The sequence below is a fragment of the Streptomyces triculaminicus genome (genome assembly GCF_017349075.1).
In the GTDB taxonomy this organism is placed as follows: Bacteria; Actinomycetota; Actinomycetes; order Streptomycetales; family Streptomycetaceae; genus Streptomyces; species Streptomyces triculaminicus.
Genome location: NZ_JAFMOF010000003.1, coordinates 206721 through 229639, shown reverse-complemented (window position 1 = coordinate 229639; position 22919 = coordinate 206721). Strand labels below are relative to the sequence as shown.

Sequence of the window (22919 nt, the reverse complement as noted above, 5' to 3'; positions counted from 1 at the left end):
CGGGCAATGTTACGAGACGATCACGCCGGGACTGTTGTGGCGGCGGTCACAGATCGCCTGGCGGTGCGCGTCCGCGTCTCCTAGGCTCGTACCAAGGAGTACGAGGGCGCTCATCCTGGATGCTGGAAAGGGATCCCGCATGCCTGTCGACCCGACCGACCCGGACACCTTCGAGGACGAGGACGCCGCGGCAGCCGATGTGATCACCGCCGACGCCGAGACCCCGGAGGCCGACGTCGCAGAACAGCACGCCGACCTGGCCCCGCAGCGCGACGAGGCGCTGCCGACCGGCGACCCGGCCTCGGCCAACGAGGCGGACCGGGTCGAGCAGGCCCGGGTGGTGGAGCTCGACGAGGACGACTACCGCTAGCCGCATACCGGCCGGTATGGGCGGGGGCGGACGGGCGGCGTGTACCGCTTGTCGACTTTGTCGGCTTCCCACAGCGTCCGGTCCGTGAAATTCTCCGCTCCGACCACGCACGGCCCGGTTACCCAAAAGTACGATGGCGGGCGCGGTGCACACCGTGCAGGGAACAATCATGGGAGGCGGCGTGACAGCCATCGAGCAGACCGAGGCGCGCCCGCGAGGCACGCGCCTGCCGCGCCGAGCCCGACGAAACCAGCTTCTGGGCGCCGCGCAGGAGGTCTTCGTGGCCCAGGGCTACCACGCGGCGGCCATGGACGACATCGCCGAGCGCGCGGGCGTCAGCAAGCCGGTCCTTTACCAGCACTTCCCCGGCAAGCTGGACCTCTATCTGGCGCTGCTGGACCAGCACTGCGAGAACCTCCTCCAGGCCGTCCGCACCGCTCTCGCCTCCACCTCCGAGAACAAGCTGCGGGTGGCGGCCACCATGGACGCCTACTTCGCGTACGTGGAGGACGAGGGCGGCGCCTTCCGCCTGGTCTTCGAGTCCGACCTGACCAACGAGCCGGCCGTGCGCGAGCGCGTCGAGCGCGTCTCGCTCGAGTGCGCCGAGGCGATCAGCGACGTGGTCGCCGAGGACACCGGCCTGTCGAAGGACGAGGCGATGCTGCTGGCCGTGGGCCTCGGCGGGGTCTCGCAGGTCGTGGCCCGCTACTGGCTCTCCAGCGAGAGCTCCGTGCCCCGCGAGACCGCGGTCCAGCTGCTGACCTCGCTGGCCTGGCGCGGCATCGCGGGCTTCCCCAAGGTCGGCCCCGAGCAGCACTGACCCCCGCGCCCGGGCGCGTCGCACGTGTTCGCTGCGAGCGTGCGCACCGGGCCCGGCCGGGCGCCCGTGCCGGGCTAATGTGTGGACCGTACGGCGCGGATCGCTCCGCGCACCCCTCCCCTGGGCTCAGCCAAGGGGGAACCCCACACCTTCGGAGGGACAGACCGTGGAGGTCAAGATCGGCGTGCAGCAGGCGCCCCGCGAGATCGTTCTGGAGAGCGGGCTGACTGCCGAGGAGGTCGAGCGCGCGGTGTCCGAGGCGCTGGCCGGCACGACGCAGCTGCTGACCCTGGTGGACGACCGCGGCCGCAAGGTCATGGTCCCGGCCGACCGCCTGGCGTACGTGGAGATCGGCGAGCCCACCGTCCGCAAGGTCGGCTTCGGCGCCATGTGACCCGCGTCCAGCGGAAATGAACGGCGGGGCCCCGGTGCTGAACTCACCGGGGCCCCGCCGTTGTTCGTACGCCACACCGGGCCCGGAACGAGGGTTGCCCGGGTCGGTCATGGGGTAAGACCGCTACGACCGATTTGCACCCCGCTTCTCGGCCACTCACGGGAGGGAATGAGCATGATCCTCTGGGAAGCGCTCGGCTCGGTCCTGATCGGCCTCGCCGTCTCCTACGGAGCCCTGCGGTGGCTTCCCGCGCGCTTCGGACAGTTCCGCTCCCGCGCCCTCGCGCTGTCCACCGGACCGGGCGCCGCGCTGTTCGGCGCCCTGCTGGCCCACTCGGTGCTGGGACCGGGCCACACCCTGGCCACCCTCGGGGTGTCGCTGGGCGTGGCCCTCGCGCTGGTCTCCCTGCTGCTGCGCCCGGCCGCCCGGCCCCGCCGATCAGCCACGGCCTGAGGGGCGGATCCGCGGGATCCGGTGGTGCGCGTTGTCCCTGCCGCGTCCTTCGTTACGCCGCCAGGCCGAGCGCGGCCATCCGCTTGGTGTGCGCCTCGGTGATCCGGGAGAACATCTTCCCGACCTCCGCGAGGTCGAAGCCGCCGGCCACTCCGCCCACGAGCATCGTCGACAGCGCGTCACGCTCGGCGACCACGCGCTGCGCCTGCGAGAGCGCCTCGCCCATCAGCCGCCGCGCCCACAGCGCGAGCCGGCCGCCCACCCGCGGGTCGGCCTCGATCGCGGCGCGCACCTTCTCGACCGCGAACGTGGCGTGCCCCGTGTCGTCCAGCACCGTCAGCACCAGCGCCCGGGTGTCGGAGTCCAGCCGGGCCGCGACCTCGCGGTAGAAGTCACTGGCGATCGAGTCGCCGACATAGGCCTTGACCAGGCCCTCGAGCCAGTCCGACGGGGCGGTCTGGCGGTGGAACTCGTCCACGCCGGCCGCGAAGGGCTCCATGGCCCCGGTCGGCTGCACGTCGACGGCCTCCAGGCGGTCCCGCAGGCGCTGGAAGTGCTGGAACTCCGCCGCGGCCATCTTGGCGAGGGCGGCCTTGTCGTCCAGGGTCGGCGCCAGCTTGGCGTCCTCCGCCAGCCGCTCGAAGGCGGCCAGCTCGCCGTAGGCGAGGGCGCCGAGCAGATCCACCACGGCCGCCCGGTACTGCGGGTCGGCGGAGGCGTGGGCCCAGTCCTGGGCGGCGATTCCGGTGAGCTCGGCCACGGGCTCGGTGGCGTTCTCTGGCGTGTCGGGCGTCTCCATGCAGCGAACGATAGCCCCCCGCGCGACACGCGGAAGCCCCTGGTCAGACAGTTCCTCAGGATCCGGACACGGGATTGTCCGGACACACATGCGCCTTTCCGGGGTACAGTGGTAATAGGCCAGTCGAGTATTCGACGGGCCGAACTCATGCTGAGTCTTCTGGAGGCGCGTCTCCGGGGCACCAGCGGATGCCCGGTCGGTGGCCCGATCGGCTTCCACAAAACCGACCGCCCTCCGCGCGGTACGTACGAGACGTACGCACCTGGAGGGATCCGCTAGCGGCACGTGTGCTCGAGCGAAGGCAGTGGTCCCGCGTCACCCGGTCGCCCCATGGCCGGATCGTCACCCGGCGCGGTGCGTACGTCACATTCGTACGACCCCCTTCGTGCGCCACGCGCCGCGTCTCACAGAAGAGGCAAGATTCTGTCCACTTTCCGCGAACTCGGGATTCTGTCCGAAACCGCCGAGGCCCTCGAGGCTGTCGGCATCGTCAATCCGTTCCCCATCCAGGAGATGACGCTCCCGGTCGCCCTCTCCGGCTCCGACGTCATCGGCCAGGCCAAGACCGGCACCGGAAAGACCCTGGGCTTCGGCCTGCCCCTGCTGGAGCGCGTCGTGGTCCCCGCCGACGTCGAGGCCGGCCGGGCGAAGCCCGAGCAGCTGACCGACGCCGCGCAGGCGCTCATCGTGGTTCCCACCCGTGAGCTGTGCCAGCAGGTCACCAACGACCTCCTCACCGCCGGCAAGGTCCGTAACGTCCGCGTCCAGGCCATCTACGGCGGCCGCGCCTACGAGCCCCAGGTCGAGGCCCTCAAGAAGGGCGTCGACGTGATCGTCGGCACGCCCGGCCGACTGCTGGACCTCGCGGGCCAGAAGAAGCTCAGCCTGGCGCACGTCAAGGCGCTCGTCCTGGACGAGGCCGACGAGATGCTCGACCTGGGCTTCCTGCCCGACGTCGAGCGCATCATCACGATGCTCCCCGCCAAGCGTCAGACGATGCTGTTCTCGGCCACCATGCCGGGCGCCGTCATCTCCCTCGCGCGGCGCTACATGTCGCAGCCCACGCACATCCGCGCCACCTCGCCGGACGACGAGGGCCAGACCCACGCCCACATCGCCCAGCACATCTTCCGCGCCCACAACATGGACAAGCCGGAGATGGTCGCCCGCATCCTGCAGGCGGAGGGCCGCAACCGCGCGATGATCTTCTGCCGCACGAAGCGGACCGCCGCCGACATCTCCGAGCAGCTGACCCGCCGCGGCTTCGCCGCCGGCGCCGTCCACGGCGACCTCGGCCAGGGCGCCCGCGAGCAGGCGCTGCGCGCCTTCCGCAACGGCAAGGTCGACGTCCTGGTCTGCACCGACGTCGCCGCCCGCGGCATCGACGTGGACGACGTCACCCACGTCGTCAACTACCAGACCCCCGAGGACGAGAAGACCTACCTGCACCGCGTCGGCCGCACCGGCCGCGCGGGCAAGTCGGGTACGGCCGTCACGCTGGTCGACTGGGACGACATCCCGCGCTGGAAGCTCATCAACAAGGCGCTCGAGCTGCCGTTCGACGAGCCGGAGGAGACGTACTCCACGTCCCCGCACCTGTACGAGCTGCTCGGCATCCCCGCCGGCACGAAGGGCATCCTGCCGCGTTCCGAGCGGACGCTGGCCGGGCTCGCGGCCGAGGAGGTCGAGGACCTCGGCGAGCCGGGCGGCCGTGGCCGTGGCGACCGTGACCGCGGTCGCGGCCCCAAGACCGAGGAGCGTACGGAGCGCCCGGAGCGCACCCGCACCCCGCGCCAGCGTCGCCGCACGCGCGGTGGCTCGTCCATGACGTCCGCCGCGGCGCCAGCCGCCGCGGCCGCCCCGGTGGCCGCTCCGGTGGCCGAGGAGCTCTCCGGCGCTCCCGAGACCCCGGCGCGCCCGCGCCGCCGTCGCCGCACGCGCAATGGCGCGTCCTCGGCTCCGGTCACCGTCGCCGCCCCGGTCACCCCCGTGGTGGCGGAGGCCCCTGCGCCGGTCGCCGAGCCCGCCGTGGCGGTGGAGGCTCCGGCCAGGCCGAAGCGCACCCGTACGGCGAAGAAGGCCGTCGCCGCGGTGGAGACGGCCGAGGCTGTCGCCGTCGTCGAGGCCGCCGAGGCGGTCGTGGCCGCCGCGGAGAAGCCGAAGCGGACCCGTACGGCGAAGAAGGCCGTCGCGGTCGTCGACACCGCCGAGGCGGTCGAGACGGTCGTGGAGAAGCCCAAGCGCACGCGCGTCGCCAAGAAGGCCGCCGCCGTCGTCGAGACGGCCGAGGCCGTCGAGGTGGTCGCGGAGAAGCCCAAGCGCACCCGCGCCGCCGCGAAGAAGGCCGTCGCCGCCGTCGACACCGCCGAGGCGGCCGAGACGGTCGTGGAGAAGCCCAAGCGGACCCGTGCCGCCAAGAAGGCCGTCGCCCCGGTCGAGACGGCCGAGGCCGCCGAGACCGTGGCGGAGAAGCCCAAGCGGACCCGCACGACCAAGAAGGCCGCCGCCGCCGTCGAGACGGCCGAGGCCGTCGAGGCCGTCGCGGAGAAGCCCAAGCGCACCCGCGCCGCCACGAAGAAGGCCGTCGCCGCCGTCGACACCGCCGAGGCGGCCGAGACGGTCGTGGAGAAGCCCAAGCGGACCCGTACGGCCAAGAAGGCCGTCGCCCCGGTCGAGACGGCCGAGGCCGCCGAGACCGTGGCGGAGAAGCCCAAGCGGACCCGCACGACCAAGAAGGCCGCCGCCGCCGTCGTCGAGGCGACGGAGGAGAAGCCCAAGCGCACGCGCGCGGCCGCCAAGAAGGCCGCCGCCCCGGCGGTAGAGGCCGACGCCGAGGCCAAGCCGAAGCGCACGCGGACCGCCAAGAAGACGGCCGCCCCGAAGGCCGCCTCGGCCTGACGGTCATGACGCCTACCGCCGGACGGGCTGCGAACCGCAGCCCGTCCGGCGGCGCGTGAGCCCCCGGCGTTAGCCTCGGGGCATGAGCCGGCCCCCGTTCCTCACCCTGCCCGCGTGCGCCAGCGCGTACCGTCTCGCCACCGCACGCGGCGAGTTCGCCGTCCACGACGCGCGCCCGGGCCCCGCGTCGCCACGGCGCGGCACCGTCCTCCTCGTACCGGGCTTCACCGGCAGCAAGGAGGACTTCATCGCCCTCCTCGAGCCCCTGGCCGCCGCCGGCTACCGCGCCGTCGCCGTGGACGGGCGCGGACAGCACGAGACGCCCGGGCCCCGCGACGAAGCCGCCTACGCCCAGGACGAGTTGGCCCGCGACGTCCTGGCCCAGGCCGCGGCCCTCACGGCCGAGGACGGCCGGCCCGGCATCCATCTCCTCGGGCACTCCCTCGGCGGTCTCATCACCCGCGCCGCCGTCCTCGCGGACGCGTCCCCGTTCCGCTCGCTGACCGTCATGAGCAGCGGCGCCGGGTCGATCTCCGCGACACAGCAGGCCCGGACCCGCGAGCTGATCCAGGCCCTGGCGGTCCTCGACATGGAGAGCGTCTGGCGGGAGATGCAGCGCCGGGACGCCGAGAACGCGGCGGCGGACGGCAAGGCGCCGGGGCTGGCGGACTTCCTGCACCGGCGCTGGACGACGACCGTTCCCGAGCAACTGATGGCGACGGGCCGCCAGTTGATCGAGGAACCGGACCGTACGGCGGAGCTGGCGGCGGTGCCGCTGCCCAAGCACGTCATCTCCGGCGTGCTCGACTACGCCTGGCCGGTGCCGAGGATCACCGAGATGGCCAAGGAGCTCTCGGCGCACCGCACGATCGTGTCGGGCGCGGGTCACTCCCCCAACGCGGAGCGGCCCGCCGAAACGGCCGAGGCCCTCGTCGGCTTCTGGCGCACGACCGATCCGGAGCCCGGAGCGGGGCGAGCCGAGGCGTAGAGGGCCTGAGGCCGGAGGAGGGAAGAACGGGCTCAGCGCGTGAAGTCGGCGGCGTGGTCGGCGACCCAGGTGGCGAAGGCGCGGGCGGGGTGGCCGGTGAGGTCCTCGACGCCGCCGGTGGGCTCGCCCGGCTTGCCGTCGTTGGACTGCCACCAGTTCAGGAGGGCGTCGGCGTAGGGGCCGGGGACGTACGCGGCCATCTCGCTCTTCCACTCCTCCGGGGTGACGCGCTTGGTCGCGATCGGCCGGCCTATGACCGCGGCGAGCTGGTCGATCTGCTCGGTGAAGGTCATCGTGGCGGGTCCGGTCAGGGTGAACCGGCCGCCGCGGTGCCGGGGGTCGGTGAGGGCGGAGAAGGCGGCCTCGGCCACGTCCTTCTCGTGAACGGGCTCGGCATAGGCGCCGGGGAACGGCAGGCTCACGGGGGTGCCGGAGGCGATGGACCACGCCCAGCCGCCGGCGTTGCCGGCGAAGGCGCCCGGTCGCAGGATCGTGGTGGCGACCGGCGAGGCCAGCAGCGCCTTCTCCACGTCGAGGTGGGACTTGGCGAGCAGGTCGTCCTCGGGGTCGGGGCCGAGCACCGAGGAGGACGAGAGCAGCACGATGTGGTCGACTCCGGCCTCGGCGGCCCGGTCGGCGAACTCGGTGATGTGGTCGGCGGTGGCGTAGAGGAAGACCGAGGTGACGCCGGCGAGGGCCGCGGGGAAGGTCGCCGGGTCGGTGAGGTCGAGCGCGACCGACGGAACGTCCTCGGGCAGGTCGAGCTCGCCGGGGGCGGAGGAGGCGACGCGGACGGGCGTGCCGTGCTCGCGCAGCAGGGTGAGCAGGTGGGTGGCGACCGCGCCGCGGCCTCCGGTGATCAGGATCATGTCGTGCTGCTTTCGCTGATTGGGTCGGTCGGGTGAGGTGACAGGTCCGCCGGGTGGGCCGCCGGGAGGCCCGGCCGGGGATCTCAGTGGTGCCGGGGCTGCGCGTTGCGGGGCAGCAGCCGCACCAGGCAGCAGCTGACGCCGGTCGCGCCGGCCACGAGGAGGAGGCTGACGGCCATGGCGTGGGCCTGGCCGGAGCCGGCGCCGAGCCACTGGACCAGGGATTCCCCGCCGTGGAGGTCGGCGGCGATGGTCGGCGCGGCGAGGTTGGTGATCGTCGAGTCGAGGAGGTCGAGGATCTCGGCCGCGAGGACCACGGCCAGGACGGCCCACCGGCGTGGTGGGGAGATCGCGGCCGCGGGGGCGGGGGCGGCGAGTGTGGTCATGGTGGGGGCTCCCGGAGCGACGGCGAATACGAACGTCGATCGTGGCGAACGCCGTTCGTTGCGACATCACCGTAGGAAACGAACACTGTTCGTGTCAAACGTCGTTCGTTCCAAACGGCGTTCGTCGAGGGGTAGGCTCGCGCCATGAGCACCCAGCCGATGAGTCGCCGCGCGCGGCCCGCCAAAGCCCCGCTGAGCCGCGACGTGATCGTGCGGACGGGGCTGCGGGTGCTGGACCGCGACGGTCTGGACGCGCTGACCATGCGCCGTGTCGCCCAGGAACTGGACACCGGCCCGGCCTCGCTCTACGTCTACGTCAAGAACCGCGACGACCTGATGGCGGCGATGCTCGACGAGGCCCTGGGGCAGGTGCCCCTGACCTCGGAGGGCGACTGGCGGGAGCAGCTCCGCGCGCTCGTCGCCGCCACCGTCGAGGCGATGGGCCGGCACGAGGGGCTCGCGCTCACCGCGCTCGGGGGCATCCCCCAGGGGGCCAACGCCCTGCTCGTCCTCGACCGCGTGCTGGCCCTGCTCAAGCAGGGCGGCCTCGACGACACCACCGCCGCCTGGGCCGTCGACCTGCTCCACCTCCACATCACCGCGTCGGCGGCCGAGCAGAGCGCCTACAACGCGAAGGACATGGTCCAGGAGGACCACATCGCCGACATCGACCGGCACTACGCGTCCCTGCCGGCCGACCGCTACCCGATGATCACCTCCATGCGGGAGGCCCTCCTGTCCGGCGGCGACCGCGAGGCCTGGGCCCTACGGGTCCTGCTCAACGGGATCCTGGGCACGCCGGCCGTCTGAGCCCGCGCCGGAAGCGGGGCGCGAGAGGCGTCTCAAGAGAGGCGTCTCAGCAGCTCGTCTTCGAGGTGACCGTGAACATGGCCCCCTCGGGGTCGCGCAGCGTCGCCTCCCGGCCCGCCCCGGGGCCGCCGGGCTCGTTGACCACGGCCCCGCCGGCCGCGAGGGCCGATTCCACGGCCTTCTCCACGTCGTCGACGCGGAAGTAGACGTGCCAGCGCGGCCTGATGCGCGGGTCGGGGTCGGCCTCGATGGCCCCGCCGCGCAGGCAGGCCACGGTGTGCCCGCCGGCCCGTACGGTCACCATCTCGTCCTCGTAGCGGACCTCGCAGCGGCCCGGCCGGTCGACGGCCCAGTCGAAGATCTCGCCGTAGAACATGGCGGCCGCGAAGGCGTCCCGGGTGCGCAGCTCGAGCCAGGCGGGGGCGGCGCCCTTGCCGATGCCCCAGTCGGGGACGTTGCGGCCCTCCCAGAAGCCGAAGACGGCCCCCGCCGGGTCGGCGGCCAGGACCACCCGGCCGCTGCCGACGGCAAGCGGGCCCACGGCGACGGTGCCCCCGCGCTCGCGCACCCGCGCCGAGACCATGTCGGCGTCGCCGACGGCGAAGTAGCTGGTCCAGGAGACGGCCATGCCGATGCGGCGGGCGATGTCGGTGAGGCCGGCGACGGGCTTGCCGTCGGCGAGCGCCACGGAGAAGCCCTCGCCGAAGGAGGCGGCGCGGAAGGCCCAGCCCAGCACCGCCCCGTAGAAGTTCTGCGCCGCGGAAAGGTCGGCGGTCATCAGGCTCACCCAGCAGGGCTGGCCGAGCCCCACCACGCGGTCAGTGGCCGCCATGGCCGATCGCCTCGTCTCTGTGTCGGTGCCGCACCGGTGCTCCCTGTCAGGGTTCCACTCACCTCCTTCCCGCGCATTCCGGCGCGCGCGGCGCGGGGCGGTTCGTTCAGAACTGCGTGCGCAGGTGGTCCCAGAACCCGTCCCGCAGGGCCCGGCGCAGGTCGGCGTGGCCGCGCAGGGACAGGCCCAGCAGTGACTCGGCCTCGACGAGCAGCTCCTGGTCGACGGTGCCGGGGAGGTAGGGGTGGCCGGGCAGCAGTTCGGCGAGCGGGACGCGGCCGCGCTGTCCGAGCCACTGGGCCGCCACCCGGGCGCCGACGAAGCGGACGTCGTCGCGGGAGGGCACGGGGCCGCCGGTCCGGCCCGCGTCGTCGGCGAGGCCGAAGGGCTGCTCGTGGAGGGTGCGCCGGGTCACGTACGGCTTGCAGAACTCGAGGTCGAAGGTGCGCTGGCTGTCGACCTCCCACAGCAGCGGCTCGGCCTGGTTGCGCCCGCCGAGGGCCTCGATGCCCCACAGGTGGACGCGGGCGCCGTAGCCCTGGGCGGCCTCGACGGCCGAGACGAGGTCCTCGTCGCCGCCGATGAGCACGGCGTCGCTGATCGCGCGGTGCCGGGCGAGGGACTCCAGGTCGGTGCGGATGAGGGAGTCGACGCCCTTCTGCTGGTTGTTGGCGTTGAGGTTGCCGAGGCGGACCTTGACGTCGGGGAGCTCGGCGATGCGCTGTTGTTCGGCGGTGTGGATGCGGCGGCGGGCGCCGTCGTACCAGTAGACGCGCAGCAGCCGGCTGTCGGGAAAGATCGAGCGGGCCTTGTCGATGAAGGCCTCGATGATCCCTTCGGCGTCGAGCTCGAAGGTGCGCCGGTCCTCGGTGCCGGCGACGAGGCGGCCGGCGGCGGCGTAGACGTAGCCGGCGTCCACGAAGACCGCGTGGGTGGAGGGTGTGGTCGCGACCTCGGCCAGGACTCGGGTGAGCAGCTCGTTGGTGCGCTCGATGCCTGAGGCGATCTCGGCCAGCTCGCGGGGCGAGTAGTTAGACATATCAATAATTTCTTTAGCGTAGGGAATGTTTGCTCGGGTCTCCTCGTTGGACACGTATGAAACGCGCCGCAGCGTCGCCGCGCGCGTCACTGTTCATAAAAGTTCTCCTCAGGAGGATCAGACGAAGGGAGAAGTGCCTTGCGCTTCGAAATCATGCGCCTGGACGACGTCGACGGAACCGCCGTCGACAGCACCGTCGTGGACGCCGCCTCCGTCAACCGGATCGTGCAGCAGGCCGCCTCCATCGGCCAGCGCATCTACATCCGCCCGGCCGACACCGCGGTCCGGTAACGCTTCCCGCGCAGCGCGTACAGAACACCCCCGTACGGAAAGGACCGTACGGGGGTGTTCTGTACGCGGGGCCGCCGGGTCGCGTACGGACGCGGCCGCAGCGCCTCAGTGGGAGGCGATGACCTGCGTGATGCCGTTGATGATCTGCTGCACGGCCAGCGCGGAGAGCATCATGCCGGCGAGCCGCGTCACCAGCACCACGCCGCCGTCCTTGATCACGCGGATGATCAGCAGCGAGTTGCGCATCACCACCCACAGCACCACGTGGATGGCGGCGATCGCGCACCACACCGAGACCTGGCCCTTGAAGGAGTCGGCGTGCTGCACGGCGAGGATCACGGAGACGATCGCGCCGGGCCCGGCCAGCAGCGGCATGCCCAGCGGCACCAGCGCGACGTTGACGTCCTTGGTCTGGGTCGGCTCCTCGGACTTGCCGGTCAGCAGGTCCAGCGCGATCAGCAGCAGGAGCAGCCCGCCCGCGATCATCAGCGCGGGGGTGGTGATGTGCAGGTAGTCGAGGATCTGCTGGCCGCAGATGCCGAAGATGGTGATCACGCCGAAGGCGACCGTGGCCGCCTGCCACGCCATGCGCTTCTGCGTCTTGACGGGGCGGCCCGCGGTCAGCGCGAGGAAGATCGGCGTGACCCCGGGCGGGTCCATGATCACAAAAAGGGTGAGAAAGAGGGATCCGAAGACAGCGATGTCGAACACAGTGAGGGCCTTGCGGGAGTGGTGCGAGCAGAGAGCAGGGAGGGAGAAGTCAGGAGCACGGTCGCGAACGCCGTCGTAGGACGGGTGCGGGAGTGCGGCGGATCCGGGCGTACGGACTCCGGACGACGGACCGTGGGGCACGGGCGCCCGGACGCCGGGGCGCGGCGTACGGGTCCGACGCGTGGGGTGGTCAGCCCCCGGCGCCCGGGACGGGGAAGGCGCCCGTCGCGCGGCGCGTGATCTCGCCGTAGATCTCCGGGTCGGTCGTGAACTCGCCGAGCCGGCAGGTCTTGCGGCTGCCGTGGTAGTCGCTGGAACCGGTGGTCAGCAGGCCGAGCTCGGCGGCGAGGCCGCGCAGCCGGGCGCGCGTGGCGGCGTCGTGGTCCATGTGGTCCACCTCGACGCCGTCGAGTCCGGCCGAGGCCAGCTCGGCTATCGCGCTCTCGGAGACGCAGTTGCCGCGCTGGAGCGCCAGCGGGTGCGCGAGGACGGTGACGCCGCCGGCGGCCTTGACCAGCCGGATCGCTTCGAAGGGATCGAGTTCGTGCTTCTCGACGAAGGCACGGCCGTGACCGCCGAGCCACTCGGAGGTGAAGGCGTCGGAGACGCTGTCCACGACACCCAGCTCGACCATGGCGGTGGCCACGTGCGGGCGGCCGACGGCGCCGTCCCCGGCGATCTCGGCGACGCGCTCCCAGGTGACCGGCACGCCGAGCTCGTTGAGCCTGACGACCATGGCCCGCGCGCGGGGCACGCGGTCGTCGCGGACGAGCTCCCGCTCGCGCGCCAGCTCGGGCTCCAGCGGGTCGAAGAGGTAGGCCAGCATGTGGACGCTGAAGCCGTTCGGGCCGTTCCGGCGGCAGGAGAGCTCGGCGCCCGTGACGAGGGTGAGCCCCTCGGGCAGGGCGGCGATGGCCTCGGCGTGGCCGCCGACCCCGTCGTGGTCGGTCAGGGCGACGACGTCCAGCCCGGCGGCGGCCGCGTTCCGGACCAGCTCGGCGGGGGTGTCCGTACCGTCCGACGCCGTGGAGTGGGTGTGCAGATCGATGCGCACGACACTGCTCCCAACGGCGGGTGGAACGTAACTGGACCGGTTCAGGATAACCGCCGTCAGAACATGATCCGGCCGCTCAGCGGCGACCGTGGGCGGCGACCGTCGTCGGCCGGCCGCACCGCTCAGGGCGACAGGATGCGCGGTGACAGCGCCCCGCAGGGCAGCAGGTCCACCTCGGCCCCCGCGTCGCGCAGGTCCGTCAGCACCAGCTCGTCGTACATCAGCAGCCCCGAGCTCTCCGGCCACACGATCGCCCACAGCCACAGCCCCAGCGCCTCGCCCGCGAAGACGGCCCGGTCGCCGGGGGCCTTGTCGACGTGCCACAGGGGGGTGGGGCGGCCCGCCGCGTGGACCTTGGCGTGCGGGGAGCGGTCCACCGCCAGGTACGGGCCGGGGTCGGGGCCGTCGACGCCGGCGTAGCGGGCGCCGAGCCCCACGCCCAGCTCCTCGGCGACGAGCAGCAGCTCACCGGGGCCGCCCAGCGGACTCGGCCCCGTACAGGCGACGGCGGTGGCCCGGCCCCCGCTGCGGTCGTCGCCCGCGCTGCCCACGCCGGTGAAGAGCCAGCCCACGGGCAGCGGCCACGGCATCCACACGGGCACCTGTGCCCGGTTGACCACGACGGCCAGCGCCTCGACGCTCGGCGGGACGACCGGCTGCAGGGGGTGGACCGTACCGTGCACGCTGCACTGCCAGGAGTCGGCGAAGAGACCGGGCGCGCGCACCCGGCCACCGCACTTCGGGCAACTGGGTTCGCCCCTCATAGCCTCCAACGGTCCTACCAGGCCGCCCCCGCGTCAAGGACGATCACCCGTCCGGAGTCGAGGCCGTCCGACGTTTTTGGCCGTCCCGCCCCTGCCGCCCCACGGGCCCGCTCAGCCCAGCGGAACCCCGGACCGCAGCGGGTCGCGCAGGTCGGTGCCGTGCCGCAGCCACCGTTCCTCCAGGGCCGCGGCGCCCTGCACCCGCTTCCACGCGGCCTCGTTGGGGGTCATGGGAAGCAGGGGGAGGAAGCGGACCGGGTCCATCGGCTCGTCCAGCTCCAGGTCCTCCACCAGCCCGCCGGACTCGCCGACGAGCACGGAGGTGAACGATGCGCCCGGCCACAGCGGCTCGCCGGTGTCCAGCGAGGCGCCGGGCGCCACGACGACGCCCTCCACCTGCGGGGAGGCGGCGAGCACCGCCAGCGGGCGGAGCACCTTGTCGGTGTCGGCGCGGCCCCTGCGGACGGAGAGGACCAGCTCCGCGCGGGGGCCGCGCAGGTGATCGACGACGGTGGCCGTGGGGTCGGTCATGGGCTGGGCCGACATGCCGAGGGTGACGTAGCGGACGATGTCCCCGCCCTCGTCGGCGCCGGTGAAGCGAAGGACTTCGATCCGGTCCGCGCCCAGGAAGGTCACCGCGGCACGCGCGTCCGGCGTACCGAGGGCCATGAGCAGCCGGGCCTCGACCAATGCGAGAACGTCTGACATGCCGTGAGCATAGAACGCGTATCGAACGGGCAAAGGCGGGCCTCAGGGGGGCTTGACGCGTCGAGCGGCTGCTAGCCTGGAACCCGCCTTGACCTTTGGTCAGCGCGCTACGTTCGTCCCCCAGCGGGGACCGGCCGGAGGAGGTGGGGCTGCGGTGGATCCTAGTCGACCGTGCAGTACCGACAGTTCTCCCGTCTTCACCGCTCCGGACGCACGTCACCGAGTGAGCCACCCGGTGGGTCACCGCGTGAGTCTCCACGTGATCTGAAGCCTTCCGCGCCCGGCCCCCGCGCCGGCACCGCCTCACGGAAGCCCCTTCACGCCCGCGGCAGTTGACGGAAGAGCGCCTCTCCCGCTTTGTCCCGTTTTCTTACCGACGTTCTCCGCGAACTGCCGTCAGCCCCGCGCATCGCCCGAAGCGCCGCCCGAATTGCGGACGTACCCCCACGGAACACCACGTCCACGTTTTCAGGCAGCGCTTGCGCACCGCGCCCCGCGCTGACGGCCGGCCCGTGAAGGAGCCAGCCGATGTCGATGATCCGCGACCTGCGTGCCGCCGTCCGTCCCGCCCTGCGCCGGGTGCCCAGCCAGGGCGGCGCCTACGACGCCACCCGCGACCCCGCCACCAACAGCGCGGTCGTGGACTGCGCCGTCTACCGCGACGGCAAGCGCGTCGGCGACCACATCAGCCCCGCCGAGGCCATGCGCCGGGTGCGCACCGAGGGCGGCTTCGCCTGGATCGGGCTGCACGAGCCGGCGGAGCACGAGTTCGCCGGGATCGCCCGCGAGTTCGGGCTGCACCCGCTGGCCGTCGAGGACGCGGTCCACGCCCACCAGCGGCCCAAGCTCGAGCGCTACGACGACACGCTCTTCACCGTCTTCAAGACCATCCACTACGTGGAGCACGCCGAACTGACCGCCACCAGCGAGGTGGTGGAGACCGGCGAGGTGATGTGCTTCACCGGCCCGGACTTCATCATCACCGTCCGGCACGGCGGCCAGGGCTCGCTCCGCGCGCTGCGCCACCGGCTGCAGGACGACCCCCAGCTGCTCGCCAAGGGCCCCTCGGCCGTGCTGCACGCCATCGCCGACCAGGTGGTGGACGGCTACATAGCTGTCGCCGACGCCGTGCAGGACGACATCGACGAGGTGGAGATCGATGTCTTCTCCGACCCCGGCAAGGGATCCCGCCGGGGCGGCGACGCGGGCCGCATCTACCAGCTCAAGCGCGAGGTGCTGGAGTTCAAGCGGGCCGTCACCCCGCTGATCCGGCCGATGCAGCTGCTGAGCGAGCGCCCGATGCGGCTGGTCGACCCCGACATCCAGAAGTACTTCCGCGACGTCGCCGACCACCTGGCGCGCGTGCACGAGCAGGTGGTCTCCTTCGACGACCTGCTGAACTCCATCCTCCAGGCCAACCTCGCGCAGGCGTCCGTGGCGCAGAACGAGGACATGCGCAAGATCACCTCATGGGCGGCGATCTTCGCCGTTCCCACGATGATCGCCGGGATCTACGGCATGAACTTCGACTACATGCCGGAGCTGCACTGGAAGTACGGCTATCCGGCGGTCATGGTCGTCACGGTCGCGATCTGCGTGACGATCCACCGCGGGTTCAAGCGGAACGGCTGGCTGTAGGCCCCCGGGCCGCCCCGGCCGCCCCTACACGCCGGTCTCGGGGGTCACGGGCTTCCGTTTCCGGTCCCCCATGATGACCAGCGCCAGGCCCGCCATGATCACGGCGAGCGCCGGGTAGGCCACCACGGGCGGCCGCTGGTCCAGCCACAGCGCGGCGATCAGCGCCGCTCCCGGGGTCTCCAGCAGGATCGCGGTGGAGGTGACCGACGGGCCGAGGCCCTTGACCACCCGGTTCATCAGCGAGTGGCCCAGCAGCTGCGCGGCGACGGTGAGCAGGGCCAGCTTCAGCCAGGTCTCCCCGTCGTAGCCGCCGAGCCGGACGCCGCCGACCAGGCACGCGGCCAGCAGCAGCACGGTCGTGGTCGCGTAGCAGAGGTAGGTGTACGTCACCGTGCTCACCGTGCGGCGCACCTCCGCGCCCAGCAGGACGTACCCGGCCCCCGCCATGCCGCCCGCCAGCGCGAGCACGTCGCCGGCCAGGGCGCGCGGCGAGAGCGAGAGGTCCACGCCCGTCAGCATGAGCACGCCCAGGAACGCGAGCGCCGTGCCCGCCCACACCAGCGCGGGCGGGCGGTGGCCGCGCAGGCGCAGCAGCAGCGTCGTCCATATGGGGGTGGTGGTGACCAGGGCGGTCGAGGAGGCCACCGAGGTCATCCGCAGGCTGGGCAGCCAGACGCCGAAGTGCACGGCCAGCAGCGCGCCCGCGGCGACCGCCAGGAGCGCCGTGTGGCGGCCGACGCCGCGCAGCTCGGCGCGGTGCCGCCACAGGGCGAAGGGGGTGAGCGCGCCGACGGCCATGGCGTTGCGCCAGAAGGCGATGGCCAGCGCAGGGGCGGCGGTGGCCGCGATCAGCGGCGCGGACAGGGAGACGCCCGCGATGGCGACCGCCAGCAGGAGCAGTTCCACGCGGACGGAGGTGGAGGAGGCCGCCGGGGCGGCGGTCCGGCCCGGCTTCGCGTCGCTTCGGGTGGGGGCGGCACTCACGTCACCAGCGTAGGGGCCGCGCTTAAGGTAGGGCGCATGACCATGACGCAGGCGCTGATCGAAGAGGCCACCAAGAAGTCCGGCCTCATCTGGGTGCAGGGCCCCTCCGGGCCCAGCCGTGCCCTGTGGCACGTCTGGCACGAGGGCGCCGCGTACCTGGTGGGCGGCCCCGGCGAGCAGCCGGTGGACGGGCTCGGCCTGGACGACGGCGCGACGGCCACGGTCACCGTGCGCAGCAAGGACAAGGGCGGCCGCATCGTCTCCTGGACCGCGTCCGTCGGCGAGCTCGCGCCGCGCGGCGAGGAGTGGACGGCCGCGGTGGCCGAGCTCAAGGGCAAGCGCCTGAACGCGCCGGACGCGGAGCGGCTGGAGGAGCGGTGGGCCACGACGTGCCGCGTGCTGCGTCTGGCGCCCACGGGCGCCTCCGGCGACCTTCCGGACGGCTCCCTGGCCGCCACTCCCCTGCCGACCCCGGCGACGACCCGCCATCCGATGCCGGCGGCGCTGCCGCGCCTGCTGCGGCGGGGGCGCAAGAAGCGCTAGAAGGCCGCGTCAGCCGCCGCTGGGGATCCGCAGCTGCTTGCCGTAGTCGACGGTCTGCGACTTCGCGGGGACGGCGAGCGCGAAGTCCTTGCCCCAGCCGTCGAGCTCCAGCTGCCCGGCCCCGCCCGCGCGCTGCACCCGCAGCGGATAGGGCGTGCCGACGAGGGAGACGTCCAGCGTGCCGCCGCCGCCCTTGGCGCCGGTGACCCGGACGGTGCGGACGCCGCCCACCGACCCGCGCTCGCCTCTGGCGAGCTCGCCGTGCAGGCCGAGGAGGCCGTCCAGCAGCACGTCCTTGTCGGTGAAGCCCTTGAACTGCTGGTAGGAGGGGTCGTCCGAGGGCACCTTGACGTACTTGTCGTCGAGCTTGCCGGCCGCCGCCGCGGCGTCCCCCGACTTGGAGGCGGAGGCCTTGGGGGCGGGCGCCGCGGACGCCGAGGGCGAGGCGCCCTTCGCCCAGAAGCCGGCCGGGGCCTTCAGGTACAGCTCGTCCCCCACCCGCAGCAGCTCGAACGCGCTGGCGTCGGAGGAGGACGAGACCCGGCCCATGCCGCCGTTCTTCTTCAGGCGCATGTCGATGCGGTACGTACGGCCCTGGCTGACGACGTTGCCCGACAGGTGGACGGCCTCGGCGCTGCGCGCGGCCGCGCGGGCCTTGTCCTGGATGGCGGGGGCCTCGAGCTTGCCGACGCCGTTGGTCCCCGCGTCGGGGTCCTCGGCGGCGGCGCCGCCGCAGGCCGTGAGCGCCGCGGACAGGCCGACGCACAGGGCCCCCACGAGAGCCGCGTTACGGGTACGCACGTCTGCTCATGCCTCCTGTTACCGCTGGGATACGGCCGCAGCGTACCCGGGCCGCCGGACGGCGGAAGCCGGGAGTCCGTGCCGGGAGCGCAAGGATTCCGTACGGCCCTCGCCCCCCGGCGGGGCGAAGCGGGTCACGTTAGCCTGAATCGGACATCCGATCCCGTCGGCGGGCCTCGCCGGCGGATCCGTCGGCGGATCCCCGTACGGGATCCCGGCCAGGCAGGAGGCACGCGGCCATGGCAGCAGGCGCCTACCGGGTGTTCGTCTCGCACCTCTCGGGCGTGGCCGTCTTCGACCCCCACGGCGACCAGGTGGGCCGCGTCCGCGACGTGGTGGCGATGCTGCGCGTCGGCGGCCGCCCGCCGCGCGTGCTCGGGCTCGTCGTGGAGGTCGTCAGCCGCCGCCGGATCTTCATTCCGATGACCCGCGTCACCGGAGTGGAGTCGGGCCAGGTCATCACCACGGGCGTGGTCAACATGCGGCGCTTCGAGCAGCGCCCGACCGAGACGCTGGTCCTGGGCGAGCTGCTCGACCGGCGGGTGCGGCTGGTCGACGGCGGCGAGGAGGTGACGGTCCTGGACGTGTCCATCACCCAGCTGCCCGCCCGCCGCGACTGGGAGATCGACAAGGTCTTCGTCCGCCGCGGCAAGGGCGGTGCCCTGCGCCGCAAGGGCGAGACGCTGACCGTCGAGTGGTCGGCCGTCACCGGCTTCTCCCTGGAGGAGCACGGGCAGGGCGCCGAGAACCTCCTGGCGACCTTCGAGCGGCTGCGCCCCGCCGACCTCGCCAACGTCCTGCACCACCTCTCCCCCAAGCGGCGCGCGGAGGTCGCCGCCGCCCTGGACGACGACCGGCTCGCCGACGTGCTGGAGGAGCTGCCGGACGACGACCAGATCGAGATCCTCGGCAAGCTGAAGGAGGAACGCGCCGCCGACGTGCTGGAGGCGATGGACCCCGACGACGCCGCCGACCTCCTCTCCGAGCTGCCGGAGGACGAGATGGAGCGGCTGCTGACCCTGATGCGTCCGGACGAGGCCGCCGACGTCCGGCGGCTGATGTCCTACGAGGAGCGGACGGCCGGCGGCCTGATGACCACCGAGCCGGTCGTGCTGCGCCCGGACGCCACGGTCGCCGACGCCCTCGCGCGCGTCCGCAACGCCGACCTCTCCCCCGCCCTCGCCGCCCAGGTCTACGTCTGCCGCCCGCCGGACGAGACCCCGACCGGCAAGTACCTGGGCACCGTGCACTTCCAGCGACTGCTGCGCGACCCGCCCTTCACGCTCGTCGGCTCGATCACCGACACCGACCTGCGCCCCCTGCCCCCGGACACCCCGCTGCCGGCCGTCACCAGCTACCTGGCGACGTACAACATGGTCGCCGCCCCCGTCGTGGACGAGAGCGGCTCGCTGCTGGGCGCGGTGACCGTCGACGACGTCCTGGACCACCTGCTGCCCGAGGACTGGCGGGAGACCGAGCTGTACCACGGTGCACCGGGCATGGACGAGCTGCCGGAGGGCGTCGATGGCGGGCGATGAGCGGGGGCGGGAGTACGGGCCGGGCCGCGCCGAGCGCGGCGACCGGGCCGAGCGGGCGAGGGCGCAGGCGGAGGCGGTCCACCCGCACGGCCACCCGCGCCCGCGGGTGCGCCTGGACCTGCCCCGGGTCAAGCGGCGGACCTGGCTGCCGGAGTACGACCCGGAGGCCTTCGGCCGGGGCTCCGAGCGGATCGCCCGCTTCCTGGGCACCGGGCGGTTCATCGTCTGGATGACGGTCGTCATCGTCCTGTGGGTGGTGTGGAACAGCTCCGCACCCCACCACCTGCGGTTCGACCAGTACCCGTTCATCTTCCTGACCCTGATGCTGTCGCTGCAGGCCTCCTACGCCGCGCCCCTGATCCTGCTGGCGCAGAACCGCCAGGACGACCGCGACCGCGTCAACCTCGAGCAGGACCGCAAGCAGAACGAACGCTCCATCGCCGACACCGAGTACCTGACGCGGGAGATCGCCTCGCTGCGCATGGGCCTCGGCGAGGTGGCCACCCGGGACTGGATCCGCTCGGAGTTCGAGGACCTGGTCAGAGAGCTGGACGAGCGCCGGGTATTCCCGCGCGAGAGTGAGGAAGGCGACCGCTGAGAGTCTTTCCTCCCCACCCCCGCCGGGCCGTACCATCGACCCATGGCTACCGACACGTACGGAACCGCCGCACCGGGTGAGGACGCGATCCGCGCCGCACTCGCGACGGTCAACGACCCCGAGATCCAGCGACCCATCACCGACCTGGGGATGGTCAAATCGGTGGAGATCGCGGCGGACGGTTCGGTCGCGGTCGCGGTGTACCTGACGGTCGCCGGCTGCCCCATGCGGGACAAGATCACCTCGCTGGTGAGCGAGGCCGTCGCCCGCGTCGAGGGCGTGACGGGCGTCAGCGTCGAGCTGGACGTGATGAGCGACGAGCAGCGGCGCGAGCTGGCGTCCTCCCTGCGCGGCGGCCAGACCGAGCGCGAGGTGCCCTTCGCCAAGCCCGGCTCGCTCACCCGCGTCTACGCCGTCGCCTCCGGCAAGGGCGGCGTCGGCAAGTCCTCCGTCACGGTCAACCTCGCGGCGGCCATGGCCGCCGACGGCCTGAAGGTCGGCGTCGTGGACGCCGACATCTACGGCCACAGCGTCCCGCGCATGCTGGGCGCGGACGGCCGCCCCACCCAGGTCGAGAACATGATCATGCCGCCGTCGGCGAACGGCGTGAAGGTCATCTCGATCGGCATGTTCACTCCGGGCAACGCCCCCGTCGTCTGGCGCGGCCCGATGCTGCACCGCGCGCTCCAGCAGTTCCTCGCGGACGTCTACTGGGGCGACCTCGACGTGCTGCTGCTGGACCTGCCGCCGGGCACGGGCGACATCGCCATCTCGGTCGCCCAGCTGGTGCCGAACGCCGAGATCCTGGTGGTGACGACCCCTCAGCAGGCCGCGGCCGAGGTCGCCGAGCGCGCCGGCTCGATCGCCGTGCAGACCCACCAGAAGATCGTCGGTGTCGTGGAGAACATGTCCGGGCTGCCCTGCCCGCACTGCGACGAGATGGTCGACGTCTTCGGCACGGGCGGCGGCCAGAAGGTCGCCGACGGCCTGACCCGGACCACGGGCGCCAACGTCCCGGTGCTCGGCTCCATCCCGATCGACGTCCGCCTGCGCGAGGGCGGCGACGAGGGCAAGCCGGTCGTGCTGACCGACCCCGAGTCCCCGGCGGGCAGCGCCCTGCGGGCCATCGCGGGCAAGCTCGGCGGCCGCCAGCGCGGCCTGTCCGGCATGTCGCTGGGCATCACGCCGCGCAACAAGTTCTGAGCGAGGCTCCGGGCGCACCGGAGCACGCGCGTAAGGGGCGGCCTCCATTGAGGCCGCCCCTTACGCGTACGCCGTCCCGGGCTCAGTCCCGGTAGGTGGCGATGTCCTTGATCACCGAGAAGCCCATGCCGTACGCGCTCATCCCCCGCCCGTACGCGCCCAGGTGCACCCCGCCCTCCTCGGGCGAGCCGGCCAGCACCCAGCCGTACTCGGACTCGCGGTAGCGGAAGTCGGTCGGCACGCCGTCCACCGGCAGCGACAGCGAGGACCACGGGCCCTCGTCCAGCTGGTCGGCCAGCTCCCAGGCCAGGGCCGTCTGCTGGTCCAGCCAGTCCTGGCGCAGCGCCCGCTCCATCGCGGCCGGCCAGGTGCACGCCAGCAGGCCGGAGCCGGCCAGCCAGGCCGCGGAGGAGACGGAGGTGGCCTCCAGCACGCCCGTGCCGTCGGCGCTGCGCCGCACCGGGCGGCTGGCCACGGTCACCACGACCGCGAAGCGCTGCTTGGCGGCGCCCGGGTCGGCCCGCTCCAGCCGCAGGGTGGGTTCGGTGCCGTGGCCGGTGGCGCCGTGTTCCACGGTGCCGTCGGCGGCGGCGCCGACCTGCATCAGCCAGCGTGGTCCGGTGTACGCCTCGTCCAGGCCGTACCACGGGAACGACGCCAGGAGGTAGCCGTCGACCGAGCGCCGGTCACCGGACCCGCCCTGCGACGCTCCCTGCGCCTGACCGGCGGACGCGTCGGCCCCCTGCGCCCCCACCCGACTCGTCGTCTCCATCTGCGCGGCGCCTCCTCGTAGCCCCTTCGTCGTGGGCACCGGCCCATCGCGCGCGACGGCACCCCGAACAAAGGGAGGATAGCCACCCCCGTCAATGGGGCGCGGCCAACACGGGCTCAGGTGGCGTCGGCGTCGAACGGCGGACGCTCGCCGTCCTGGACCTTCTCACGCTTCTTGAGCAGGTCCCCCGTGCCCGCCGAGGGGGCGGCCGAGGACTGCGGCTCGGAGGTGCGACCGTGCACCGCGTCGGTGACGTCGGCCATCTCGGACGAGAAGTCGAAGCCGTTGCGGATCTCCTTCAGCCCCAGCTCGTCCTTCTCCAGCACATGCTTGCGGACGAACGTCTTGGGGTTGAGGTCCTCGAACTCGAAGTCCTTGAACTCGGGGCCGAGCTCGGAGCGGATGTCCTCCTTGGCGCTGTCGGAGAACTGCCGGATCTTGCGCAGCGTGCTCGACACGTCCTGGATCAGCTTCGGCAGCTTGTCGGGCCCGAAGATGAGCACCGCGAGGACGACGAGCGCGACCAGCTCGAGGGGTCCTATGTCGAGCACGTTGCACAGCTCCTTGTGGCGTCGGTGGCCGAGGGTCCAGGCCGTCTATCACGGTACCTGGCCCACGGGGGCAGGTGGGAGACACCTCGGCCCAAAACGGGCCGA

At 72.7% G+C, this 22919-nt stretch carries 26 protein-coding genes; 13 read left to right on the top strand and 13 right to left on the bottom strand.

All coding sequences use genetic code 11. From position 1 onward, the window contains the following. Positions 1–139: 139 nt before the first annotated feature. From J1792_RS19680 to J1792_RS19665, 4 genes are all read left to right on the top strand, one after another. Positions 140–370: an Rv3202a family protein gene (locus J1792_RS19680; protein WP_086569706.1), complete on the top strand. Its 231-nt coding sequence runs from the start codon at positions 140–142 to the stop codon at positions 368–370. A gap of 181 nt (positions 371–551) precedes the next feature. Next, on the top strand, positions 552–1190 hold the full coding sequence (locus J1792_RS19675) for a TetR/AcrR family transcriptional regulator (protein ID WP_207247910.1): 639 nt from the start codon (positions 552–554) through the stop codon (positions 1188–1190). Positions 1191–1356: 166 nt separating this feature from the next. Then, a complete protein-coding gene (locus J1792_RS19670) occupies positions 1357–1584 on the top strand; it encodes a DUF3107 domain-containing protein (protein WP_086569708.1) in 228 nt (75 codons plus the stop codon). 174 nt (positions 1585–1758) lie between these two features. Beyond that, complete coding sequence (locus J1792_RS19665; RefSeq protein WP_179198883.1) at positions 1759–2037, top strand: hypothetical protein; 279 nt, start codon at positions 1759–1761, stop codon at positions 2035–2037. 52 nt (positions 2038–2089) lie between these two features. On the opposite strand, the gene J1792_RS19660 is transcribed toward J1792_RS19665, so the two are convergent. Then, on the bottom strand, positions 2090–2836 hold the full coding sequence (locus J1792_RS19660) for a ferritin-like fold-containing protein (protein WP_086569710.1): 747 nt from the start codon (positions 2834–2836) through the stop codon (positions 2090–2092). A gap of 513 nt (positions 2837–3349) precedes the next feature. Here J1792_RS19660 and J1792_RS19655 point away from each other — a divergent pair. Next, positions 3350–5734, top strand: a complete 2385-nt coding sequence (locus J1792_RS19655) for a DEAD/DEAH box helicase (protein WP_278186351.1) — start codon at positions 3350–3352, stop codon at positions 5732–5734. 82 nt (positions 5735–5816) lie between these two features. After that, positions 5817–6722 carry an alpha/beta fold hydrolase gene (locus J1792_RS19650; RefSeq protein ID WP_086569714.1) on the top strand — a complete coding sequence of 302 codons (906 nt, stop codon included), beginning with the start codon at positions 5817–5819 and terminating at the stop codon, positions 6720–6722. A gap of 32 nt (positions 6723–6754) precedes the next feature. On the opposite strand, the gene J1792_RS19645 is transcribed toward J1792_RS19650, so the two are convergent. Together J1792_RS19645 and J1792_RS19640 are read right to left on the bottom strand one after the other, a co-directional pair. Further along, positions 6755–7591 (bottom strand): SDR family oxidoreductase, encoded by an 837-nt coding sequence (locus tag J1792_RS19645; protein WP_207247908.1) that lies wholly within the window; start codon positions 7589–7591, stop codon positions 6755–6757. Between the two features lie 83 nt (positions 7592–7674). Continuing rightward, on the bottom strand, positions 7675–7977 hold the full coding sequence (locus tag J1792_RS19640; RefSeq protein WP_242646310.1) for an efflux MFS transporter permease: 303 nt from the start codon (positions 7975–7977) through the stop codon (positions 7675–7677). Between the two features lie 144 nt (positions 7978–8121). Here J1792_RS19640 and J1792_RS19635 point away from each other — a divergent pair, with 144 nt between their 5' ends. Beyond that, positions 8122–8787 carry a TetR/AcrR family transcriptional regulator gene (locus J1792_RS19635; RefSeq protein WP_086569718.1) on the top strand — a complete coding sequence of 222 codons (666 nt, stop codon included), beginning with the start codon at positions 8122–8124 and terminating at the stop codon, positions 8785–8787. Positions 8788–8833: 46 nt separating this feature from the next. On the opposite strand, the gene J1792_RS19630 is transcribed toward J1792_RS19635, so the two are convergent. Together J1792_RS19630 and J1792_RS19625 are read right to left on the bottom strand one after the other, a co-directional pair. Further along, positions 8834–9619 carry a VOC family protein gene (locus J1792_RS19630; protein WP_086569720.1) on the bottom strand — a complete coding sequence of 262 codons (786 nt, stop codon included), beginning with the start codon at positions 9617–9619 and terminating at the stop codon, positions 8834–8836. A 106-nt stretch (positions 9620–9725) separates the two neighbouring features. Then, a complete protein-coding gene (locus J1792_RS19625; RefSeq protein ID WP_086569722.1) occupies positions 9726–10658 on the bottom strand; it encodes an NYN domain-containing protein in 933 nt (310 codons plus the stop codon). 138 nt (positions 10659–10796) lie between these two features. Between J1792_RS19625 and J1792_RS19620 the strand changes: the two genes are divergently transcribed. Next, complete coding sequence (locus tag J1792_RS19620; RefSeq protein WP_086569723.1) at positions 10797–10949, top strand: DUF8834 family protein; 153 nt, start codon at positions 10797–10799, stop codon at positions 10947–10949. 105 nt (positions 10950–11054) lie between these two features. On the opposite strand, the gene J1792_RS19615 is transcribed toward J1792_RS19620, so the two are convergent. The 4 genes from J1792_RS19615 to J1792_RS19600 form a co-directional block, all read right to left on the bottom strand. Beyond that, positions 11055–11660 carry a MarC family protein gene (locus J1792_RS19615; protein ID WP_086569725.1) on the bottom strand — a complete coding sequence of 202 codons (606 nt, stop codon included), beginning with the start codon at positions 11658–11660 and terminating at the stop codon, positions 11055–11057. A 190-nt stretch (positions 11661–11850) separates the two neighbouring features. Further along, positions 11851–12714: a PHP domain-containing protein gene (locus J1792_RS19610; RefSeq protein WP_207247907.1), complete on the bottom strand. Its 864-nt coding sequence runs from the start codon at positions 12712–12714 to the stop codon at positions 11851–11853. 122 nt (positions 12715–12836) lie between these two features. Further along, the gene (locus J1792_RS19605; protein WP_086569728.1) at positions 12837–13478 is read right to left on the bottom strand and encodes a DUF6758 family protein; all 642 of its coding nucleotides are present in this window, start codon (positions 13476–13478) and stop codon (positions 12837–12839) included. A gap of 111 nt (positions 13479–13589) precedes the next feature. Next, on the bottom strand, positions 13590–14186 hold the full coding sequence (locus J1792_RS19600) for a suppressor of fused domain protein (protein WP_086569730.1): 597 nt from the start codon (positions 14184–14186) through the stop codon (positions 13590–13592). Positions 14187–14714: 528 nt separating this feature from the next. Here J1792_RS19600 and J1792_RS19595 point away from each other — a divergent pair. Continuing rightward, positions 14715–15824 carry a magnesium and cobalt transport protein CorA gene (locus J1792_RS19595; protein ID WP_086569732.1) on the top strand — a complete coding sequence of 370 codons (1110 nt, stop codon included), beginning with the start codon at positions 14715–14717 and terminating at the stop codon, positions 15822–15824. 24 nt (positions 15825–15848) lie between these two features. Here J1792_RS19595 and J1792_RS19590 read toward each other — a convergent pair whose 3' ends face one another. Then, the gene (locus tag J1792_RS19590; protein ID WP_372446163.1) at positions 15849–16730 is read right to left on the bottom strand and encodes a DMT family transporter; all 882 of its coding nucleotides are present in this window, start codon (positions 16728–16730) and stop codon (positions 15849–15851) included. A gap of 114 nt (positions 16731–16844) precedes the next feature. Here J1792_RS19590 and J1792_RS19585 point away from each other — a divergent pair, with 114 nt between their 5' ends. After that, positions 16845–17351: a hypothetical protein gene (locus J1792_RS19585; protein ID WP_086569735.1), complete on the top strand. Its 507-nt coding sequence runs from the start codon at positions 16845–16847 to the stop codon at positions 17349–17351. Between the two features lie 9 nt (positions 17352–17360). Here J1792_RS19585 and J1792_RS19580 read toward each other — a convergent pair whose 3' ends face one another. Next, positions 17361–18152, bottom strand: coding sequence for a hypothetical protein (locus J1792_RS19580; protein WP_086569737.1), 792 nt, complete (start codon positions 18150–18152; stop codon positions 17361–17363). Between the two features lie 239 nt (positions 18153–18391). Here J1792_RS19580 and J1792_RS19575 point away from each other — a divergent pair, with 239 nt between their 5' ends. Genes J1792_RS19575 through J1792_RS19565 form a run of 3 tightly spaced genes read left to right on the top strand, consistent with a single transcriptional unit; the run spans position 18392 to position 21491 of the window. After that, entirely contained in the window at positions 18392–19690 is a 1299-nt protein-coding gene (locus J1792_RS19575) for a magnesium transporter MgtE N-terminal domain-containing protein (protein ID WP_086569739.1), read from the top strand. Beyond that, complete coding sequence (locus tag J1792_RS19570; protein ID WP_086569741.1) at positions 19677–20288, top strand: DUF1003 domain-containing protein; 612 nt, start codon at positions 19677–19679, stop codon at positions 20286–20288. Before J1792_RS19575 ends, J1792_RS19570 begins: the two co-directional genes overlap by 14 nt. A gap of 42 nt (positions 20289–20330) precedes the next feature. Further along, complete coding sequence (locus J1792_RS19565) at positions 20331–21491, top strand: Mrp/NBP35 family ATP-binding protein (RefSeq protein WP_086569743.1); 1161 nt, start codon at positions 20331–20333, stop codon at positions 21489–21491. An 82-nt stretch (positions 21492–21573) separates the two neighbouring features. On the opposite strand, the gene J1792_RS19560 is transcribed toward J1792_RS19565, so the two are convergent. Together J1792_RS19560 and J1792_RS19555 are read right to left on the bottom strand one after the other, a co-directional pair. Continuing rightward, positions 21574–22263 (bottom strand): hypothetical protein, encoded by a 690-nt coding sequence (locus J1792_RS19560; protein WP_086569744.1) that lies wholly within the window; start codon positions 22261–22263, stop codon positions 21574–21576. A 116-nt stretch (positions 22264–22379) separates the two neighbouring features. After that, positions 22380–22814: a sec-independent translocase gene (locus J1792_RS19555; RefSeq protein WP_086569746.1), complete on the bottom strand. Its 435-nt coding sequence runs from the start codon at positions 22812–22814 to the stop codon at positions 22380–22382. Between the last annotated feature and the right edge of the window lie 105 nt (positions 22815–22919).

What these genes read in the sequence shown, in the direction of transcription:
- J1792_RS19680 (WP_086569706.1), top strand. Translation starts at nt 140, where the DNA reads ATGCCTGTCGACCCGACCGACCCGGACACCTTCGAGGACGAGGACGCC.
- J1792_RS19665 (WP_179198883.1), top strand. Translation starts at nt 1,759, where the DNA reads ATGATCCTCTGGGAAGCGCTCGGCTCGGTCCTGATCGGCCTCGCCGTC.
- J1792_RS19660 (WP_086569710.1), bottom strand. Translation starts at nt 2,836, where the DNA reads ATGGAGACGCCCGACACGCCAGAGAACGCCACCGAGCCCGTGGCCGAG.
- J1792_RS19655 (WP_278186351.1), top strand. Translation starts at nt 3,350, where the DNA reads ATGACGCTCCCGGTCGCCCTCTCCGGCTCCGACGTCATCGGCCAGGCC.
- J1792_RS19650 (WP_086569714.1), top strand. Translation starts at nt 5,817, where the DNA reads ATGAGCCGGCCCCCGTTCCTCACCCTGCCCGCGTGCGCCAGCGCGTAC.
- J1792_RS19645 (WP_207247908.1), bottom strand. Translation starts at nt 7,591, where the DNA reads ATGATCCTGATCACCGGAGGCCGCGGCGCGGTCGCCACCCACCTGCTC.
- J1792_RS19640 (WP_242646310.1), bottom strand. Translation starts at nt 7,977, where the DNA reads ATGACCACACTCGCCGCCCCCGCCCCCGCGGCCGCGATCTCCCCACCA.
- J1792_RS19635 (WP_086569718.1), top strand. Translation starts at nt 8,122, where the DNA reads ATGAGCACCCAGCCGATGAGTCGCCGCGCGCGGCCCGCCAAAGCCCCG.
- J1792_RS19630 (WP_086569720.1), bottom strand. Translation starts at nt 9,619, where the DNA reads ATGGCGGCCACTGACCGCGTGGTGGGGCTCGGCCAGCCCTGCTGGGTG.
- J1792_RS19625 (WP_086569722.1), bottom strand. Translation starts at nt 10,658, where the DNA reads ATGTCTAACTACTCGCCCCGCGAGCTGGCCGAGATCGCCTCAGGCATC.
- J1792_RS19605 (WP_086569728.1), bottom strand. Translation starts at nt 13,478, where the DNA reads ATGAGGGGCGAACCCAGTTGCCCGAAGTGCGGTGGCCGGGTGCGCGCG.
- J1792_RS19600 (WP_086569730.1), bottom strand. Translation starts at nt 14,186, where the DNA reads ATGTCAGACGTTCTCGCATTGGTCGAGGCCCGGCTGCTCATGGCCCTC.
- J1792_RS19595 (WP_086569732.1), top strand. Translation starts at nt 14,715, where the DNA reads ATGTCGATGATCCGCGACCTGCGTGCCGCCGTCCGTCCCGCCCTGCGC.
- J1792_RS19585 (WP_086569735.1), top strand. Translation starts at nt 16,845, where the DNA reads ATGACCATGACGCAGGCGCTGATCGAAGAGGCCACCAAGAAGTCCGGC.
- J1792_RS19575 (WP_086569739.1), top strand. Translation starts at nt 18,392, where the DNA reads ATGGCAGCAGGCGCCTACCGGGTGTTCGTCTCGCACCTCTCGGGCGTG.
- J1792_RS19570 (WP_086569741.1), top strand. Translation starts at nt 19,677, where the DNA reads ATGGCGGGCGATGAGCGGGGGCGGGAGTACGGGCCGGGCCGCGCCGAG.
- J1792_RS19565 (WP_086569743.1), top strand. Translation starts at nt 20,331, where the DNA reads ATGGCTACCGACACGTACGGAACCGCCGCACCGGGTGAGGACGCGATC.
- J1792_RS19560 (WP_086569744.1), bottom strand. Translation starts at nt 22,263, where the DNA reads ATGGAGACGACGAGTCGGGTGGGGGCGCAGGGGGCCGACGCGTCCGCC.